We start from the raw sequence: 18556 nt of genomic DNA, 5'->3' as shown, positions 1-18556 counted from the left end.
GCCGCGGTGCTGACGCGAGCGGGCTGGCTCGCACTGGCCGGGGGCGCGGCGCTCATCGTCGCCGGCCGGCTCCTCGGCCTCCTCGAGCTGTTCGTGCTGGGTGCCGGCGTGCTGGCGCTGGTCGGGGTGTCCCTGCTGCTCGTGCACCTCTCCCGGCTGCGCCTCGAGGTCGCCCGCGAGGTCCACCCGGCCCGGGTCCACGCCGGCGCCGCCGCACGCGTGGAGGTGCGGGCCACGAACCTGGGCCGGCGACGCACGCCGGTGCTGCGGCTGCGCGACCCGGTGTCGGGCACCGGCGGCGCCACCCTGCAGCTCGCACCGCTGGCATCGGGAGCGAGCGCGGCGGCCTCGTACCGGCTGCCGACCTCGCATCGGGGGGTGATCGAGCTCGGCCCGCTCGGCGTGGAGATCGTCGACCCGTTCGGGCTGGCCAGCGTGCGCGCCGCCGCGGCCGGCGCGGGCAGCCGCACGGAGCTCACGGTGCTCCCCCACGTCGACCAGATCCCGCCCCTGCCCGAGACCCGCGCCCTCGACCCGCACGCCGGTTCGGTGCACCCCAAGGCCAGCGGGCGCGCCGGCGACGACTTCTACGCCCTCCGCCCCTACGTGGTGGGCGACGACCTGCGCCGCGTGCACTGGCGGTCGACGGCCCACCACGACGAGCTGCTCGTCCGCCAGGACGAGCTCCCCTGGCAGGCGCGCACCACCGTGCTGCTCGACGTCCGCCGGGCGGCGCACACCCCCGCATCGCTCGAGCTGGCGGTGTCTGCGGCGGCCAGCGTGGTGGCGGCCTGCTGGCGACGCCGCGACCTGGTGCGGTTCGTGGCGACCGATGGTGTCGACGTGGGCTTCGCCGAGGGGCAACGCCACGTCGACGCCATCGTCGAGCACCTCGCCACCCTGCAGGCCTCCGACGCCAGCAACCTGCGCGCCACCCTGGGGGTGCTGGCCCGATCGGCTCACGGCGGGGCGCTCGTGGCGATCGTGGCCCGGGCGCCGGCCAGCGACCTCGACGCCATCGCCCGCCTGCGCAGCGGCTACGGCTCGGTCTCGACGGTGGTGTTCGAACCCACGTCGTGGGACCCGACGGCGCGCGAGCCCGCCCCCCGCCCGGCCCCCGGAGCCGACGAGATCCGGGTGCGGGCCGGCCGGCCCTTCCCGGACGCGTGGCGGGCCTCCGTCCTGCGGGCTCGCCCGGCCGCCGTCGGGGCCGTGCGATGAGGGTGCGACCATGACCTCGGTGGCGTCACCGCCGGCAACCCGCCGGCCGGACCCGGCGGCCCCGCACCCCCCCGGTGGCGGCTGGCACGGCAGGATGCCCGATGCGGCCGAGCTGGCCCTCACCCTGGTGACGCTCAGCGCGCTGGCCGGCTTCGGTCGCCTGTTCGTGGGCTGGTCCTTCCTGGGTCCGCTGGCCATCGTGGCCCTGGTCACCCACGCCGTGGCCGTCGCCGGCCGCAGGCTCCGCTGGCCGGTGATGGTGCCGGTGCTGGCTTCGGCAGGCGTCGCCCTGGTGGTGCTGGGCCTGCTGCGCTACCGCGAGGTGGGCTCGTTCGGCCTGCCGCGCCCGGCGGTGTGGGACGCCATGGCCGCCGACCTCCGCGATGCATGGCGTCAGTTCCCCACCGTCGTCGCACCGGTGCGCGCCGAGACGGGCTGGATCGTCGCCGGCGCCTTCGGGGCGTGGGCTGCGGCGATCGCGGCCGACACCCTCGCCTTCCGGCTCCGCGGCGGTTTCGAGGCCCTCGTGCCGTCCGGGGTGCTGTTCGTGTTCGCCTCGATGCTGAGCGCCGACCAGTACCGGCTCCCGCTCAGCGCGCTCTACCTCGGCTCGTGCCTGCTGTTCGTCCTCGCGTACCGGGCCCAGCGCCAGGCGACCGGACCGGGGTGGCTCGCCGGCAGCCGGCGGCCGGCGGTCGCCGGCTCCCTCCTGCGGGCGGGCGGTGTGGTGGCGCTGGGCGCGATCGCCCTCGGGCTGCTCGTCGGCCCGGCCCTGCCCGGCGCGGGCGAGCCCCCCCTCGTCGACTGGAAGAGCGGCGGACGGGGCACCCGGATCACCGTGAGCCCGCTCGTCGACGTCCGGGGTCGCCTGGTCCAGCAGTCGTCGGTCGAGGCGTTCACCGTGGAGTCGGCGGTCTCGTCCTACTGGCGGCTCACCTCGCTCGACGTCTTCGACGGCGAGGTGTGGTCGTCCGAGGGCACGTACCGCGATGCCGCCGGCAACCTGCCCGTCCCCACGCTGCCCCAGCCCCGACAGCGGACCCTGCCGGTGACCCAGCGGTTCACGATCGCCGAGCTGGCCAGCATCTGGCTGCCCGCCGCCTTCGCCCCGATCCACGTCGAGGGCGGCACCGACGTCCGCTTCGACCCGGAGTCGGCCAGCCTGGTGACCGGCCAGGAGACCTCGGACGGCCAGACGTACGAGGTGACGTCGGCCATCCCGGTGCTCGACCCCACCGCCGTGATCGACGCACCGCCGGGGGCGCCCGAGTCGATCACCTCGCGCTACCTCGAGCTGCCCGACGACCTGCCGGTGGAGGTGCGCGACCTGGCCCTCCAGCTCACCGCCACCGCGGCCACCCCCTACGAGCAGGCGCTCGCGCTCCAGGACTTCTTCCGGTCCGGGTTCGTGTACGACACCGACGTCCGGCCCGGCCACGACGAGGACGCGATCCTCTCGTTCCTCACCGACCGCCGCGGCTACTGCGAGCAGTTCGCGGGCACGTTCGCGGCGATGGCGCGGGCCGTGGGACTCCCGGCCCGGGTGGCGGTCGGCTTCACCCCCGGCGAGCTGGTCGCGCCCGGTACGTACCTGGTCCGGGGCGAGCATGCGCACGCCTGGCCCGAGGTGTGGCTCGCCGGGGTGGGGTGGGTGCCCTTCGAACCGACGCCCGGGCGGTCGGCGCCAGGGGCCGAGGGCTACACGGGCATCGCCGAGCCGGGCCCGGGGCAGGCGACGACCACCACGACGACGTCGACCACCGTCGCCCCCGGCGGTCCCGGCACCACGCTGAGCCAGGACGAGCTGGACGCCCTCGGGGGCCTGGTGCCCGAGGACAGCGGCGCCGCCGGCGCCGCCGGTGGTGCGGATGCGGGCTCACCCTGGCCGGGCCGGTTCCTCACGGTGCTGCTGGTCCTCCTCGGCGTGGCCGGGCTGTGGGCGCTCATGGTGCCCGGCCTCCGGGCCGCGGTCCGGGCCCGGCACCGGGCGCGCGCCGACACCGGAGCGGCGCGGGTCGTGCTGGCGTGGTCGGAGGCGCTCGACGCCCTGCGGGTGGCCGGCTTGGCACCTCGTCCGGCCGAGACGCGACACGAGCTGGCGCGCCGGGCCGGCGCCCTCCTGCCCCCGGCGGCCGACGCGGCCCGACGCCTCGCCGACGCCGCGGCCGCCGCCGACTATGGACAGGCCGACCTGCCCGCCGCCGTCGTCCGCCGGGCCGAGGAGGACGCGGCCCACATCCGTGCCACCGTCGCCGCTACCGTGCCCCCACGCACGCGCCTGCGCGCGGCCCTCGACCCCCGCGACCTGGTGAGCCGGCGGGCACGACGGCGAAGCGTGGCCGAGGCCGCCCACGGAACCTGGCGGGGCTGAGCCGGCCGACGAGCGTGACGGGAGGCCGGCCGGGGCCGCTACTCGTCGCGGCGGAAGCGGTCGCGCATGCGCTTGCCGGCGCTACCGAAGGCGTCCCGCAGGCCGCTGGCCTTGGGTGACTGGGTGACCTGCTGCAGCCCGGCCCGACCCATCTTGCGGGCGTTGCGCTCGAACACGAAGGCGCAGGCCAGCATGATCAGGAACCCACCGAAGGCGAGCAGCACCGAGACCGACAGCGTCGCGATCAGCACGACCACGCCCCCGACGAACCCGAGGGTCGCCCACTTCAGGTTGCGGAACGCGTGCCGGTACAGCGTGGTCGAGCTGACCTCGCGGGCGAACTCGGGGTCGCTCTCGTAGAACTGCTGCTCGATCTGCTGGAGGATGCGCTGCTCGTCTTCAGAAAGCGGCACGCCGTACCCCTTGCGCCCGTGTGGGAACCTCCCCACACGCCATCTTCGCACACGGTCCGCGGCTCAACAACGCGTGCGGTCACCCCCGGCGGGAGTCAGGGCGACGTGGTCGGCCTGGCGCGAGAGCCGCCGGCCGTCAGCCGACGTCATCGCCCGGGGCCCGCCCGGCCTCGCGGACACGTTCGTGGACGAAGGTGCGCACCGCCCGGTGGACCCGGCGGGCAGCGTCGGACCACGGCATCAGGATGGGGAACACGTGGAACATGCCGGGCTCCTCGAGGTCCACGGTCGGCACCCCGGCTGCGTCGAGCCGCTCGACGAAGCGCCGGATCGGGTCGCGGAACATCTCCTCGTCGCCGAACGCCACGAGGGTCGGCGGGTACCGCGACAGGTCCTCGGCGTCGACCGGCGACACGAACTGGCTGCTGGCGTCCTGGCCGTGCAGGTACGACGAGGTGGGGATGTTCCACGGCAGGATGTCGTACCTGGCGTTCTCGGTCACCGAGGGCTCGTCCAGCCGGAGGTCGACCTCGGGCGAGAACAGGATCACCCCGGCCGGCGTGGGCAGGTGGTTGTACTCGGTGGTGAGCACGAGCGAGCTGGCCAGCCCACCACCGCCGGAGTCGCCGGCCACGAAGAGGCTGGCCGGGTCCCGGCCCTCCCGCTCGAGGGCGGTGAGCACGGCCACGGCGTCGTCGAGCGGTGCCGGGAACGGGAACTCCGGGGCGAGCCGGTAGTCGGCCACGAAGATCTCGCACTCGGTCTCTCGCGCCAGCGCGGCCGAGAAGAACGCGTACATGTTCGGCGACGTGCCGATGTAGCCGCCGCCGTGGAGGTACAGGATGGTGCCGACCGCCTCGCCCTGCTTGGGCCGGTACCAGATGCCGGGCACGCCGCCCACCGTGCCGGAGAACGTCGCGACGTCCTTCAAGGCCACCACCGGCGGCATCACCACCCGGCACAGCTCGTCGAGCACGAGCTCGACCGACCGGAACTCCTCGATGCGCAGCGACGACGCGTAGCCCATGAACGTCCGCAGCACCTCGCGGGTGACGGCGGCGCCCATGTTCGCGGGCAGCGTCGACGGCCCCGCCCAAGGCCGGCGGAACGGCACGCGGGCCAGCGCGCCCAGGATCTGCTGACCGAGCCCGAGCAGGTCGAGGGCCGCGATCGGCGCCGAGGCCGTCTCCACCTCGGGTCGGTCTGCCATCACCATGGCCTGGACCGTATCGCGGGGCGCGTTCGGCCTAATGGGGTCCGATCGGTTCGGCCTTCGGGCAGGCTGGTCACCGAGCCGCCAGCAGGGCAGCACTGTTTCGGCCCGAGCCTTGAGCTCTAGTTCTAGATCGTGCCCCTGCTGGTCGGTGAGGAGGTCGACAGCTTGTGGGGTGGCGTGCCGTTGAGCACTGATCCATTAGGTCGCTGCGGAACTCCTCGAGGCTCAACAACCCATCGAGCAGAGGAGGGGTCCGATGATCTTCGTTGGCGTCGACTGGGCCGAGGCCCATCACGACGTCTGCGTGCTCGACGACCAGGGCGCTGTGCTGGGCCGCCGCCGGGTGAGCGACGGTGTCGCCGGTGTCGCGGAGCTGCACGCGCTGCTGGCTGAACACGCCGAGGACCCCAGTGACGTAGCGGTCGGGATCGAACTGGACCGTGGCCTGCTGGTCGGGGCGCTGGTCACGGTGGGCTACGAGGTCTACGCGGTGAACCCGATGGCGTCAGCCCGCTATCGGGAACGCCACGGGGTGTCGGGTGCTGAGTCGGACCGGGGCGACGCCAAGGTGCTGGCCGATCTGGTCCGCACCGACCGGCACGACCATCGCCGCATTGCCGGTGACTCTGAGCTGGTGGAAGCGGTGAAGGTGGTGGCCCGGGCCCACCAGTCGGCGATCTGGTCCCGGCAACGTCATCTGAACAGCCTCCGGTCGGCGTTGCGGGAGTACTACCCGGCTGCGCTGATCGCGTTCGGCACCGACCTGGCCAGCAGCGACGCCACGTCGGTGCTCGCCATCGCCCCCGACACCCGAGCAGGGCCGCCTGCTGTCCCGGTCCAAGATCGCGTCGGCGTTGCGCCGCGGCGGCCGGCAACGCAACGTCGACGCTCGAGCCGCCGAGATCCAGGCGGCGTTGCGGTCCGAGCAGCTCGCTGCTCCCGGCCGGCTCAGCGCCGCCTACGGCGTCGTGGCCCGCTCCACGGTGGCCGTGATCGTGTCGCAGACCCGGGAGATCGCCGCGCTGGAGGAGGCCCTCGGCGAGGGGTTCGACGAGCACCCGGACGCCAAGATCGTCCGATCCCTGCCAGGACTGAGGACGGTTCTCGGCGCCCGGGTGCTGGGCGAGTTCGGTGATGACCGAACCCGTTTCGCCACCGCCAAGTGTCGCAAGAACTTCGCCGGCAGCGCACCCATCACCAAGGCGTCCGGCCGATCCCACGTCGTGCTGGCACGCCACGCCCGACCCCGCCGCTTGGCCGACGCGCTCGACCAGTGGGCCTTCTGCTCCTCACCCACTCACCTGGGGCCCGCCGCTACCACGACCAGCTCAGAGCCCGGAACAAGACGCACCGCCAAGCGCTCCGCCAGCTCGCCAACCGCTGGGTCGGCATCCTCCACACCTGCCTCGAACGCAACGAGCTCTACGAGGAGCACCTCGCCTGGGGCCACCACCTCCCCGTCGCCGCTTGACCCCTTCCAGCCGTGGGGTGTCTAGGGCCCGGCGGGACCCTCGGGGCCCCATGGGCGCTCGCCGGGACGCGACTGCGCCACGGGGTGGGCGAGCGTTGCCGGCCGGATCGCGTCGGGTCCGAACCGTCCCCGGATCCGGTCGACGGCACGGCTGGCGTCGACCCACTGCTCGGCGCCGTCGCCCCCGAGCACGAGCTGTCGGGCCGGGGCGTCGGTGAGCCCGCTCACGCTCACCCCGAGCAGGCGCACCCCCGGCGAGAGGTCGACGCGCTCGAGCAGGGCCCTGGCCGAGCGGGCCAGCTCGGGCCCGGTGGTGAGCGGTTCGGCGAGCGTGGCCGAGCGGGTGATGGTTCGGAAGTCGCCGAAGCGCACCTTCACCGTCACGGTGCGACCGGCCAGGCCGTGGGCCCGCAGCCGGCCGGCCACCGCGTCGGCGAGCCGCACCACCTCCCGGCCGAGCGCGTCCACGCCGAACACGTCGCGGGCGAAGGTCTCCTCGTGGCCCACCGACTTCGGGGGTCGGTCGGGCACCACGGGGCGGGGGTCGTCGGCCTGGGCCAGGCTCCACAGGTGGTGACCCGCCGCCTCTCCCAGCGAGGCCACCACCGCTGACTCGGGCAGCGAGGCCAGGTCGCCCACGGTGCGCACGCCCAGCCGGCGCAGGCGGGCGAGGGTGGCCGGGCCCACACCCCACACGGCCTCCACCGGGAGGGGGTGGAGGAAGGCCCGCTCCTCCCCCGGCGCCACCACCACGACGCCCTTGCCCGGGAGGGGCCCCCGGGGCGAGGGGCGGGGCTTGGCCGCCTCGGATGCGAGCTTGGCCAGCAGCTTGGAGGTGGCCACGCCGACCGAGCAGGTGAGACCCAGCTCCTGGGTCACCCGGGCCCGCAGCGCGGCCGCGATCGTCGGCCCGTCGCCGAGCAGGCGGCGGGCACCGGTGACGTCGAGGAACGCCTCGTCGAGCGCGATGCCCTCGACCAGGGGCGTGAACGACCGGAAGATCCCGTGGACCTGGCCGCTCACCTCGGCGTACAGGCGGTGATCGCCGGGCAGGAACACGGCGGTCGGGCAGAGCCGCCTGGCCCGGAAGCCCGGCATCGCCGAGAACACACCCGCAGCCCTCGCCTCGTACGACGCCGCCGCGACCACGCCGCGGGGGCCGCTCCCCCCGACCACGACCGGACGGCCCCGCAGCTCGGGTCGCCGTCGCAGCTCGACGGCGACGTAGAAGGCGTCCATGTCGACGTGGAGGAGGGTGCGTGGCCCGGCCACGACGGTCAGGTCCGGGTGACGACGAACGATGAACGGTCGCTCCCGGCCAGCAGGTAGCCGAAGCGGGGCGGTTGCTCGGGGGGTCCGGCGAGCCACTCGACGAGCGGCTCCCGCACCCACTGCGGGCACGCCGCGACGTGGTCGTCGAGCAGCGCCGGCGGCACGAAGCGGGCATCGACCACGATGCCGTCGGGGTCGGCCGGGGACAGGTCGCCCGAGTACGCCAGCGCCCGGTAGACCTCGACCCGGAGGTGCCAGCCGAGGCCGGTGGCCGTCACCTGCACCTCGTACACCGGGCCGTGCCAGTCGCTCACGACGATCCCGGTCTCCTCGGCCACCTCGCGCGTGAGGCCGTCCACGAGCGACTCGCCCTCCTCGATGACCCCCCCGGGCGTCGACCAGTCGAACGAGCCGTCGCGACGGAGGTTCTTCACGAGGAGCAGCCCGTCGGGCCCCTCCACGATGCCCCCCGCCACCAGCCAGTGCCGCATCCCGGCATTGTCGCATCCGACGGCCCGGCGCCGGTGGCGACGACCGCTGGGCACGACGGCGGCCGGGCCTGGTCGACCGGGCTCGTGATCCGGGTCTTCGCCCCTGCCGGTGCCGAGCGTCGGCTAGCGCCGACGGCGGAAGCGACCGAACACGCGGTCGCGCAGCGCCCACCAGGTGACCAGCACGACCGCCTCCAGGATGATCCGCCCGGACATCTTGGAGGTGCCCCGCACGCGGTCGGTGAACGAGATCGGCACCTCGTCGATCCGACCACCGAGCCGGGCGACTCGGTACGCCATCTCGATCTGGAAGCCGTAGCCCTCGGCCCGCACGGTGTCGAGATCGATCCGGCTCAGCACGTCGGCCCGGTAGGCGCGGTACCCGGCGGTGGCGTCGTGCACGTGGATGCCGAGGACCGCGGCCGCGTAGCGGTTGCCCCATCGGGAGAGCAGCCGCCGGTGCAGGCTCCAGTCGGGGATCGACCCACCGGACACGTAGCGCGAGCCGACGGCCAGGTCCGCGCCGTCGGCCACCGCCGCGAGCAGCGTCGGGAGGGCAGCCGGGTCGTGGGAGAGGTCGGAGTCCATCTCCACCAGCAGCTCGAACCCCTCGGACAGGCCCGTGCGGAAGCCGGCACGGTACGCCGACCCCAGCCCCGCCTTCGCGGGCCTCCGGAGCACCCGGATGCCGCCCAGCTCCCGACCGACCCGCTCGGCGACGTCGGCGGTGCCGTCGGGGCTGTTGTCGTCGACCACCAGGATCTCGGCCGCGGGCGCCACGGCGCGCAGCAGGCGCAGGACGTCGGCGATGTTCTCCGCCTCGTCGAAGGTGGGGAGCACCACCAGCGTCCGCATCGGCCGCAGCCTACGGTCGGCGGGCACGGCCCCCGGCCATCCCGTGACGCCGACGAGCGACCAGCGCGCACGCCCCTCGTGCGCCGCGGTTCGGTCTGCGGTGCGGCCCACGTACGCTGGAGGGGTGCCCGACGCGCCTCGCCAGGCCCCCTCCGCGCTCCCCTCCACCGGCGCCCGCGTGCTGGCCTTCGCGGCCATCTGCGTGGGCGGGCTCGCCGGCGGGCTCATCGGCTACGCCTTCGTCGACCTCCAGGTGAGCGGCGACTCCGCGGTGCCGGCCGCCATCGGCGGCCTTCTGGGGGCGGTGCTCGCGGCCGCTGGGGTCGCCGTGATCGCCGTGCTCGTGCTCCGGGCCATGGGCGAGTGGCGCGCCATCCAGCTGCCCGACCGGCCCGGCGCCGATGGCTGAGCCGACCTCCACCGCAACCGGCGAGCCCCAACCCGCGGGCGCCGACCTCGAGGAGCTGCTGGCGCTCGCGGTCTCGCTGGCGGCGAGGGCGGCCCGCCTCCTGGTCGACGGCCTCGGGCACGACCGCCGCGACGTGTCGACCAAGTCGACCGCCACCGACCTGGTGACCGAGATGGACCGGGCCGCCGAGCGCCTGGTGGTCGACGGCCTGCTCGACGCTCGACCGGACGACACCGTGGTGGGCGAGGAGGGCGCCGACCGGGGCGGCTCGTCGGGGGTGCGCTGGCTCGTCGACCCGATCGACGGGACCACGAACTACGTGTACGGGCTGCCGGGGTTCAGCGTCTCCCTCGCGGCGCAGGTGAGCGGTCGCACGGTCGTCGGCGTGGTGCACGACCCGCTCCACGGCGACGTGTTCACCGCGGCGCGCGGGCGGGGTTCGTGGCGAAACGATCACCGGCTCTCCCTCGGCCCCGGACCGGAGCTGGCGACCGCGCTGGTCGCCACCGGGTTCTCCTACGCGGCCGACCGCCGGGCTCGCCAGGCGGAGGTGCTCACGCGGGTGCTGCCGGCGGTGCGCGACATCCGCCGCGGCGGCGCGGCCTCCGTCGATCTGTGCTGGGTCGCCTGCGGCCGGGTGGACGCCTACTACGAGAAGGGCCTCCAGGCCTGGGACCACGCGGCCGGCGTCCTGATCGCCGAGGAGGCCGGCGCCCGCACCGGCGACCTGGCCGGCGGGCCGGCGTCGTCGGCCTTCGTCCTCGCCGCCCGCCCCGGGCTGTTCGACCCCCTGCAGGCCCTCCTGACCGCCGCCGGAGCGGCCCACGCCTGACGAACCGGCCCCCGCATGCCGCGCGGTGGGGTCGGGATGGTGCACCATGGGCGGGCCATGGGTACGCGCATCCTCACGGTGGAAGACGACGAGCGGATCCGCACGGCGCTGCGCATGGCCCTCGAGGACGAGGGGTGGGTCGTGGCCGAGGCGGGGAGCGGCGAGGACGCCCTGACCTCGTTCGCCGAGGATCCGGCCGACGTCGTGCTCATCGACCTCATGCTCCCCGGCATCGACGGCTTCGAGGTGTGCCGGTCGATCCGTCGGTCGAGCGACGTGCCCATCGTGATGGTCACGGCCCGGGCCGACACCCACGACGTCGTGGCCGGCCTGGAGGCGGGCGCCGACGACTACCTCACCAAGCCCTTCGCCCCGAAGGAGCTCTCCGCCCGGATCCGGGCCCTGCTCCGCCGGGCTCGGCCCGCCGCTCCCGGGCCCGCCCACGTCCTGCGGTTCGGCGACCTCGAGATCCGCCCCGACGAGGGCGTCGTCCGCCGGGGCGAGCGCGAGGTGCACCTCACCAAGACCGAGTTCCGGCTCCTCTGCGAGCTGGGGAACAACCCCGGCCGCGTCTTCAGCCGCGAGGCGCTGCTCGAGCGGGTGTGGGGCTACGACTACCTCCGGGGTGACGGCCGGCTGGTCGACGTGCACGTGCGGCGCCTCCGCACCAAGGTCGAGGCCGACCCCGCCAACCCGCGCCACGTCGTCACGGTCCGCGGCCTCGGCTACCGCCTCCAGCCCTGAGCCCGGGTGGCCGCTTCCTCTCGCTGGCGGCTGGCGCGCCTCGGGCTGCGGGCCAGGATCACCCTCGCCTTCGCGCTGGGTGCCCTGCTGCTCTCGCTGGTGCTCGCCGGCACCACGTACGCCATCGTCCGCGAGAGCCTCGTCCGCCAGCGTGAGCGCACCGCCCTCGACCGGACGTACGTGAACGCCCGCCTGCTGCGGGACGCGCTCCGCACCTCCGACCCCGACGTGCCCCGCCTCCTCGACTCGCTGCAGATCAGCGCCGGCTCCCGCCCCGTCCTCGAGCTCGACGACCGTTGGTACGCCTCGACCCTCGAGTACGGGCGGGACGCCCTGCCCGAGGCACTGCGCGAACGGGTCACCGACGGGAGCCCGGCCCGGATGCGCTACGAGCTCGACGGCGAGCCCGTGCTGGCCGTCGGGGTCCCCATCCCCGCCGCCGGCGCCGCGTACTACGAGATCGTGTCCCTGGCCGAGGTCGAGAGCACTCTGCGGGCGATCGGCGTGTCGCTGCTGGGGGCCGCTGCGGTCACCACCCTGGCCGGCGCGGCGCTCGGGGCCTGGGCCGCGAGAGCCGCCCTCCGCCCGCTGCGTGACGCCGCCAAGGCGTCGGAGGCCATCGCGGGGGGCGCCCTCGACACGCGGCTGGACCCGGTCGACGACCCCGACCTGCGGGGACTGGTGTCGTCCTTCAACGAGATGGCACAGGCTCTCCAGTCCCGCATCGAGCGCGACAGCCGCTTCGCGTCCGACGTCAGCCACGAGCTGCGCTCGCCCCTGATGACCCTCTCGGCGTCCATCGAGGTGCTCCAGTCTCGGCGCGACGAGATGCCCGAGCGGGCGGCTACGGCCCTCGACCTGCTCGTCGCCGACGTCGCCCGGTTCCAGAACCTGGTGGAGGACCTCCTCGAGATCTCGCGCTTCGACGCCGGCGCGGTGCGCCTCGACCTGGAGGAGGTGCGCCTGGTCGACCTGGTGCTGCACGCCGCCGGCATGGGCGGCGACCCGGAGGTGCCGGTCGACGTGGAGCCGGCCGCGGCCGACGCGATCGTGCTGGCGGACAAGCGGCGCCTCGTCCGGGTGCTCGCCAACCTGCTCGACAACGCCCGGATGCACGGGGCCGGCGTGGAACGGGTCTCGGTGCGGGTGGTGGAGGATCGGGTGCAGATCGCCGTCGACGATGCCGGTCCGGGCGTCGCGATCGACGAGCGCCAGCTCATCTTCGAGCGCTTCGCCCGCGGCGGCGGCGCCGGCCGCCGCGGCAGCGGCGAGGGGGTCGGCCTGGGGCTCGCCCTGGTGCGCGAGCACGTCCGGCTCCTCGGGGGCCAGGTGTGGGTGGACGACCGGCCCGACGGGCGCCCCGGCGCGCACTTCGTGGTGGAGCTCCCGCTCGCGGTCCGAACGATCGAGATGGTCGGATGACCCGGCACCGGCACCGGCACCGGCACCGGCACCGGCTGGCTGCCCTGCTGCTCGTCGTCGCCGCCGTCGCCACCGTCGCCGCCTGCGGCGTGTCGTCCGACCGGCTGCCCCGTGACGTCAACCCCGACGACGTCCCCTTCGACCTGCTCGCCCCGAGCAACACCACCCCGCCGACCACCGAGCCCGGCCCGACGAGCCGCCTGATCGACGTCTACCTCGTGGGCACCGACCGTCTGGCACCGAGCCCGCGGGAGGTGGCCGTGCCGGTGCGCGCCGGCGACCGCGTCGACGCCCTGCTGGCCGGCGTGACCGACGCCGAGGCCACCGCCGGGCTTCGCACTGCGATCCCGGCCGGCACCCTGCTGCTCGACACCGAGCTGGCCGACGGCGTGCTCACCCTCGACCTCTCCGAGGACCTGCTCACCGTCCAGGGCGCCGAACAGAAGATCGCCATGGCGCAGCTGGTGTTCACGTCCACGTCGGCCGACGGCGTCGAAGCGGTGCTGTTCGAGATCGAGGGCGAGCCGGTGCAGGTGCCGGTGGACGATGGCAGCCTGTCGGCCGAGCCGCTGACCCGGCGCTCGTACCCCTCGCTGGCACCGCGCAGCTGACGCGCCGAACCCCCTACAGCCCGAGCGTGAAGCGGGTGACGAGATCCTTCAGCGGTGTCGGGGTGAGCGCACCTGCGGCGGCGATGAAGGGGGCGTCGAACCCGACCAGGTACCGGGCCCGTGGGAACGGCGACGACAGCGCTCCCGCCACCACCCTGGCCACCTGCTGGGGCTCGCCCATGAGCGGGCCGGCCAGCCGGACCAGCTGCTGGGTGCGCTTGTAGGCGGTGTCGAACCGCGACCCGGCGCGCTTCTCGGCGTCGCGGCCGACGTCGTCGAAGATCGCCGTCCGGAACGCACCCGGCTGGACCAGGATCACCCGCACGCCTGCGCCCGCCACCTCCACGCGAAGTGCGTCCGACACCGCCTCCAGCGCGTGCTTGGCGCCCTGGTACCAGCCGGTGAGCGGCGTGGTCGTCCGGCCGTACACCGATGACACGTTCACGATCCGGCCACGGCCGGCGGCCCGCATGGCCGGCAGGGCCAGACGGGCCAGCCGCATCGGTGCCACGACCATCGTCTCGAGGATCTCGCGGACCTCGGCGTCGTCGACGTCCTCGACTGCCCCCGTCTGGCCGAACCCCGCGTTGTTGACCAGCCCGTACAGGTCGAGGTCGGCGAGCACGCGCGCGCAGGCGGCCTCGTCGGTCACGTCGAGCAGCACCGTCTCGACCTCCACGCCGGCGGCCGTCGCTGCCTCGTGGACCACGGCGGCCTTGGCGTCCGAGCGGACGGAGCCGACGGAGCGGTAGCCCCGCCGGGCCAGCTCCAGCACGATGGCGAGCCCGAGACCGCTGTTGGCGCCGGTGGTGAGCACGGTGTCGGCCATGCGCCAACGGTAGCGAGCAGCGCCGCCCCCGGCTCGTCCGACGCTCAGCGCGACCGGCGCCAGCGCCGCACACGGGAGCCGTCGGCGAGGCGGGCCAGCGCGCCCACCGTGAGCAGCAGCGGGACGATCTCCAGGCGGCCGAGGAGCATCAGCACCGTGAGGAGCCAGCGCGCCGGTGGGTCGAACACAAGGAAGTTGCCGAGCGGCCCTGCGGGCCCCAGGCCGGGGCCGATGCTCCCCATGGTGGACGCGACTCCCCCGGCCGCGTCGAGCAGCGACGCCCCCGTGGCCGCCACCAGCACGATCGCGATCAGCCCCACCGCGAGGTAGAGGAGCACGAACCCGACCACCCGGTACGCGGTCGCCTCGGGCACGGGCGAGGACCCCACCCGCAGCGGGATCACGGCGCGCGGGTGGCGCACCCGGCGGACCTCCCGCACCGCGAACCGGCCGATGACGTCGACCCGCAGCACCTTCATGCCGCCCGACGTGGAGCCCGTCATCCCGCCGACGAGCATGAGCAGCAGCAGCACCAGCTGGGCCGCGGCCACCCACACGGTGAAGTCGGTGTGGGTGAAGCCGGTCGTGGTCATGATGGACACCACGTTGAAGAGCCCGTTTCGCGCCGCGGTGCCCGCGGCCGCGCCATCGGCCATCAGCAGCCAGACCACGGCGGCGCCCGCGACGGCGAGGATCCCCACGAACACGCGGAACTCGCCGTCGGCCAGGTAGGCCCTCGGCCCGCTCCGGAGGGCGCGCCAGTGGAGGGTGAAGCTCGTCCCTCCCGCCAGCATGCCGAAGACCAGCACCATGTCGACGCCGACCGAGTCGAAGTGGCGGGCGCCCAGGTTGTACGTGGAGAAGCCACCCGTCGCGATGGTGGCGAAGCTGTGGCCGACGGCGTCGTAGAGGCTGAGGCCGGCCGCCAGCAGGAGCAGCACCCCCACACCGGTGAGCGCCACGTAGATGCCCCACAGCCGCCGGGCCGTCTGGTTGATCCGGGGGGCCAGCCGGTCGGTGGACGGCCCGGGCGCCTCGGCCGCGATCAGCTCGAGACCACCCACCCCGAGGAACGGGAGCACGGCGACGGCGAGCACGATCATCCCCATGCCGCCCAGCCAGTGGGTCATCTGTCGCCAGAAGAGGACCCCGGCCGGGTTCCCCTCGACGGCCGGCAGGACCGAGGCACCGGTGGTGGTGAACCCGGAGACCGACTCGAACAGGGCGTCGTCGATTCGCGTGAACGTGCCGACGAGCAGGTAGGGCAGGGCCCCGGCGCCGCAGACCACCAGCCAGGCGACGGTGACCGCCACGAACGAGCCGGTGCGGGACACCCGGGGTGGCACCACCGTGAACCGACGGAGCAGGGCACCGGCCGCGCCGATCACGGCGGCCGCCCAGAGCAGGCCGGGGGTGTCGGGGCCGCCGTCGATCGCGGCCACCCCCGCCGACACCACGACGCCGGCGGCCACGAACAGCAGCGCCACGCCCGACAGGTGCAGGGACGCGCTCGCCAGGCGGCGCGAGGGGGCGGTCGCCGGCGGCGCCGCCGTCACCGGCCCATCCCCCGGGCCCGCGCCCGCACCCGGTGTCCCGCCACCCGCGCGCCGTGCAGCGCGGCCCCCAGCCCGACGAGCACCGGGAACACCTCGAGGCGCCCCACCAGCATCACCACCGCGAGCACGGCCCGGGCACCCGGGCCCAGATCGGCGGCCGTCTGAGGAGGCGCCAGCCGACCCAGCGCCGGCCCCACGTTGGCCAGCGCGCTCACCACCGCTGACACCGCCGTGAGCAGGTCGGCTCCCAGCGTGGCCACGAACACCATGGCCGCCATGGCGAGCAGGAAGGTGACCGTGAAGTAGCCCACCATGCGCCGGGCGGCCTCCTCGGCCACCGGCTCCCGCCCGACCCGCACGGGCCGCACGGCGCTCGGGTGCCGCTGCACGAGCAGGTCGCGGCGGACCCAGCTCGACAGCGCGAGCACGCGCTCCACCTTCAGCCCGCCACCGAGCGAGCCGGAGCACGGTCCGATCGCCATGGCGAGCAGCAGCAGCGCCTGGGCCGGCGACAGCCAGCCGCCGATGCCCGTCACCCAGTAGCCGGTGGTCGACCCGGCCGACGCCACCGTGAACAGCGAGTGGCGGATCTCCTCGTGGCTGAGCCCACCGGACGACGAGTTCCACACCGCCGCGACCACGCCGAAGGCGAGCAGGCCACCCAGGTACCACCGCACCTCGACCGACCCGACCAGCCGCCCCGGTCGCCCCGTGAGCGCTCGCCAGATGAACGGCAGGCTGAGGCCGGCGAGGACCATGGCGGCGCACGCGACCCACTCGACGGCGGCGGAGCCGAACGCCGCGATCGACAGCCGGTGCGTGGAGAACCCGCCGGTGGACGCGGTGGTGAGGGCATGGGCCACCGCGTCGAACGCACCCATGCCGGCGACGAGGTACGCGGCGGCCACCACCGCCGTGAAGCCCACGTACACCGGCCCGAGCCGCCGCACCGTGGCCCGCACCCGGCCCGACAGGTTCCGCCCGCCGTGGACACCGCCGGCCCCGGCCGGGTTGGCACCACCCGCACCCAGGCTCGGCAGGACCGCACCGACGAGCACGAGCACCGCGAGGCCACCGATCCACTGGGTGGCGGCCCGCCACAGCAGCACCCCCCTGGATGCCTGCTCCGGGGCCCGGAGCACCGTCATCCCGGTGGTGGTCACACCCGAGACCGCCTCGAACACCGCGTCCGACGGGCGGTCGAAGGTTCCGGTGGCCAGGTAGGGCACGGCTGCGGCCAGGGCCAGCACCACCCAGCCGGCCAGCACCGCGGTGAGCACGCTCGAGAGCCCCGCCCGGTCCGGCAGCCGCGACCGCGCGAGCAGCGCCAGGCCGGGGAGCGCCAGCCCCAGGGCCGAGAGGCCCAGGGCCGAGGCGTGCGGGCCACCCGTCACCCGGTCCGCCACCGCGCCCAGCGCAGAGCCGGCGCCGGCCGCGACCAGCGCCGCGCCGGCGGCCCACCGGGCCGGCGCGGCCGCCCGGGTCACTCGAAGGCCCGGCGCACGGCGGGGACGGCCTCCACCCGGGCGAACACCACGACGTGGTCCCGGGCTCGGAGCACCGTCCGTCCGCGGCCGATCCGCGCCTTCCCGTCGCGCACCACCGCACCGATGAGCACGTCGCCGGGCAACCCGAGCCCCGCGATGGCCGCCCCGTCGGCCGCGCTGCCCTGCCGCACCTCGAGCTCGAGGACCTCGGCCTCCCCCTCGAGGAAGGTCGCCACCGCGGCGACGTCCCCCCGCACGGACCGGAGCACCGCGTTGGCGAACGCCGTGCGCGACGTGAGCGCGTGGATGCCGGCCTGAGCCAGGAGCGGGAGGAAGGTGAGGCGGTGCACCATCGCCACCGTCTCCGGGACGCCGACCGAGCGGGCGTACAGGCAGGCGAGCACGTTGGCGTCGTCCTCGCCGGTGAGGGCCACCACGGCGTCGGCCTGCTCCACCTGCTCCTCGGCGAGGAGGTCGGCGTCGGTGACGTCCCCCTGCAACACCAGGGTGCGGGGCAGCCGCTCGGCCAGCTCCTCGGCCCGGGCTGCGTCGTGCTCCACGACCACGACCGAGGCGCCCCGCTGCTCGAGTCGCCGGGCCAGGTGCTCGCCGGTGCGGCCCCCGCCCAGCACCATCACCCGTCGCGCCGCCGACCGCTGGAGCCCGAGCAGACGGGCGAGGTCGGCCCGGGCCCGGCGGGTGCACAGCACCCGCACGAGGTCACCGGCTTCGAGGCGGAGATCGCCCCTCGGGATGATCGTCCGGCCCTCGCGGCCGACGGCACCGAACAGCAGGTCCCACTCGGGCTCGCGCTCGGCCGCGAGCTCGGAGAGGGTGCGCCCGACGACGGGGGCGCCGGCCGCCAGCCGCGCCCCGACGACGAGCACCTCGCCCCCGGCCAGATCGGCGACGTCGGTCGCGCCCGGCAGCTCGAGCAGGTCGAGGATCTCCTCTGCGGCCTCGAGGTCGGGGTCGAGCACGAGATCGGCGCCGACCGCCTCGTGCAGGCGCCGGGCCTGGGGGCCGCGGAGCTCGGCCGACTCGATCCGAGCGACGCGGCGGGCCACCCCCGCCTGCGCGGCGAGCAGGCACGCCACCAGGTTGGTGTCGTCGCTGCTCGTGACGGCCACCAGCAGGTCGGCCCTGGCCAACCCGGCCCGCTGCAACGCCGCGGGGCTCGTCCCCTCGCCGGCCACGGCGAGGACGTCGAGCGTGTCCTCCAGCTGGCGCAGACGGCCCCGGTCGCGCTCGACCACCGCAACGTCGTGGCCTTCACGGCTCAGGCGCTCGGCGACGAACGAGCCGACCTCGCCGGCCCCGACGACCACGACGCGCACGGGGGGAGGCTACCGGCGG

General features: G+C 75.0%; 16 protein-coding genes and 1 pseudogene. 8 read left to right on the top strand and 9 right to left on the bottom strand.

The window, feature by feature from the left end; genetic code table 11:
• Positions 1-6: 6 nt before the first annotated feature.
• Positions 7-1221: a DUF58 domain-containing protein gene (locus IPM45_16900; GenBank protein ID MBK9181206.1), complete on the top strand. Its 1215-nt coding sequence runs from the start codon at positions 7-9 to the stop codon at positions 1219-1221.
• Positions 1222-1231: 10 nt separating this feature from the next.
• Entirely contained in the window at positions 1232-3592 is a 2361-nt protein-coding gene (locus IPM45_16895) for a transglutaminase domain-containing protein (GenBank protein ID MBK9181205.1), read from the top strand.
• 38 nt (positions 3593-3630) lie between these two features.
• Here the strand turns inward: IPM45_16895 and IPM45_16890 are convergent, their stop codons facing one another.
• Together IPM45_16890 and IPM45_16885 are read right to left on the bottom strand one after the other, a co-directional pair.
• Positions 3631-4005: a DUF3040 domain-containing protein gene (locus IPM45_16890; GenBank protein ID MBK9181204.1), complete on the bottom strand. Its 375-nt coding sequence runs from the start codon at positions 4003-4005 to the stop codon at positions 3631-3633.
• Between the two features lie 136 nt (positions 4006-4141).
• Positions 4142-5221: an alpha/beta hydrolase gene (locus IPM45_16885; GenBank protein MBK9181203.1), complete on the bottom strand. Its 1080-nt coding sequence runs from the start codon at positions 5219-5221 to the stop codon at positions 4142-4144.
• Between the two features lie 256 nt (positions 5222-5477).
• Between IPM45_16885 and IPM45_16880 the strand changes: the two are divergent.
• Positions 5478-6692, top strand: a pseudogene (locus IPM45_16880) (IS110 family transposase).
• Positions 6693-6713: 21 nt separating this feature from the next.
• On the opposite strand, the gene IPM45_16875 reads toward IPM45_16880, so the two are convergent.
• The 3 genes from IPM45_16875 to IPM45_16865 all read right to left on the bottom strand — a co-directional run bounded on the left by IPM45_16875 (position 6714) and on the right by IPM45_16865 (position 9310).
• Positions 6714-7931 (bottom strand): DNA polymerase IV, encoded by a 1218-nt coding sequence (locus IPM45_16875; protein ID MBK9181202.1) that lies wholly within the window; start codon positions 7929-7931, stop codon positions 6714-6716.
• 38 nt (positions 7932-7969) lie between these two features.
• Positions 7970-8455, bottom strand: a complete 486-nt coding sequence (locus IPM45_16870) for an NUDIX hydrolase (protein ID MBK9181201.1) — start codon at positions 8453-8455, stop codon at positions 7970-7972.
• Between the two features lie 123 nt (positions 8456-8578).
• The gene (locus tag IPM45_16865; GenBank protein ID MBK9181200.1) at positions 8579-9310 is read right to left on the bottom strand and encodes a polyprenol monophosphomannose synthase; all 732 of its coding nucleotides are present in this window, start codon (positions 9308-9310) and stop codon (positions 8579-8581) included.
• A 124-nt stretch (positions 9311-9434) separates the two neighbouring features.
• Between IPM45_16865 and IPM45_16860 the strand changes: the two genes are divergently transcribed.
• The 5 genes from IPM45_16860 to IPM45_16840 are packed head-to-tail and all read left to right on the top strand — an operon-like array spanning position 9435 to position 13328.
• Positions 9435-9719, top strand: a complete 285-nt coding sequence (locus tag IPM45_16860; GenBank protein ID MBK9181199.1) for a hypothetical protein — start codon at positions 9435-9437, stop codon at positions 9717-9719.
• Entirely contained in the window at positions 9712-10551 is an 840-nt protein-coding gene (locus IPM45_16855; GenBank protein ID MBK9181198.1) for an inositol monophosphatase, read from the top strand. Before IPM45_16860 ends, IPM45_16855 begins: the two co-directional genes overlap by 8 nt.
• 57 nt (positions 10552-10608) lie before the next feature.
• Entirely contained in the window at positions 10609-11295 is a 687-nt protein-coding gene (locus IPM45_16850; GenBank protein MBK9181197.1) for a response regulator transcription factor, read from the top strand.
• Positions 11296-11301: 6 nt separating this feature from the next.
• Positions 11302-12717 (top strand): HAMP domain-containing histidine kinase, encoded by a 1416-nt coding sequence (locus IPM45_16845; protein ID MBK9181196.1) that lies wholly within the window; start codon positions 11302-11304, stop codon positions 12715-12717.
• Positions 12714-13328 carry a GerMN domain-containing protein gene (locus IPM45_16840; protein MBK9181195.1) on the top strand — a complete coding sequence of 205 codons (615 nt, stop codon included), beginning with the start codon at positions 12714-12716 and terminating at the stop codon, positions 13326-13328. The genes IPM45_16845 and IPM45_16840 overlap by 4 nt, the downstream gene beginning before the upstream one ends.
• Before the next feature lie 13 nt (positions 13329-13341).
• Here IPM45_16840 and IPM45_16835 read toward each other — a convergent pair whose 3' ends face one another.
• From IPM45_16835 to trkA, 4 genes are read right to left on the bottom strand one after another with little or no spacing between them, the layout of a single operon-like run.
• A complete protein-coding gene (locus IPM45_16835; protein ID MBK9181194.1) occupies positions 13342-14157 on the bottom strand; it encodes an SDR family NAD(P)-dependent oxidoreductase in 816 nt (271 codons plus the stop codon).
• A gap of 44 nt (positions 14158-14201) precedes the next feature.
• Positions 14202-15713, bottom strand: a complete 1512-nt coding sequence (locus IPM45_16830; GenBank protein MBK9181193.1) for a TrkH family potassium uptake protein — start codon at positions 15711-15713, stop codon at positions 14202-14204.
• Entirely contained in the window at positions 15710-17200 is a 1491-nt protein-coding gene (locus tag IPM45_16825; GenBank protein ID MBK9181192.1) for a TrkH family potassium uptake protein, read from the bottom strand. Before IPM45_16825 ends, IPM45_16830 begins: the two co-directional genes overlap by 4 nt.
• Entirely contained in the window at positions 17197-18537 is a 1341-nt protein-coding gene (gene trkA / locus IPM45_16820; protein ID MBK9181191.1) for a Trk system potassium transporter TrkA, read from the bottom strand. Before trkA ends, IPM45_16825 begins: the two co-directional genes overlap by 4 nt.
• Between the last annotated feature and the right edge of the window lie 19 nt (positions 18538-18556).

This window comes from Acidimicrobiales bacterium (genome assembly GCA_016716005.1).
Classification (GTDB): domain Bacteria; phylum Actinomycetota; class Acidimicrobiia; order Acidimicrobiales; family JADJXE01; genus JADJXE01.
This window is presented reverse-complemented; position numbering and strand designations above follow the sequence as displayed.

What these genes read in the sequence shown, in the direction of transcription:
- IPM45_16865 (MBK9181200.1), bottom strand. Translation starts at nt 9,310, where the DNA reads ATGCGGACGCTGGTGGTGCTCCCCACCTTCGACGAGGCGGAGAACATC.
- IPM45_16850 (MBK9181197.1), top strand. Translation starts at nt 10,609, where the DNA reads ATGGGTACGCGCATCCTCACGGTGGAAGACGACGAGCGGATCCGCACG.
- IPM45_16885 (MBK9181203.1), bottom strand. Translation starts at nt 5,221, where the DNA reads ATGGTGATGGCAGACCGACCCGAGGTGGAGACGGCCTCGGCGCCGATC.
- IPM45_16840 (MBK9181195.1), top strand. Translation starts at nt 12,714, where the DNA reads ATGACCCGGCACCGGCACCGGCACCGGCACCGGCACCGGCTGGCTGCC.
- IPM45_16895 (MBK9181205.1), top strand. Translation starts at nt 1,232, where the DNA reads ATGACCTCGGTGGCGTCACCGCCGGCAACCCGCCGGCCGGACCCGGCG.
- IPM45_16855 (MBK9181198.1), top strand. Translation starts at nt 9,712, where the DNA reads ATGGCTGAGCCGACCTCCACCGCAACCGGCGAGCCCCAACCCGCGGGC.
- IPM45_16875 (MBK9181202.1), bottom strand. Translation starts at nt 7,931, where the DNA reads ATGGACGCCTTCTACGTCGCCGTCGAGCTGCGACGGCGACCCGAGCTG.
- IPM45_16870 (MBK9181201.1), bottom strand. Translation starts at nt 8,455, where the DNA reads ATGCGGCACTGGCTGGTGGCGGGGGGCATCGTGGAGGGGCCCGACGGG.
- IPM45_16835 (MBK9181194.1), bottom strand. Translation starts at nt 14,157, where the DNA reads ATGGCCGACACCGTGCTCACCACCGGCGCCAACAGCGGTCTCGGGCTC.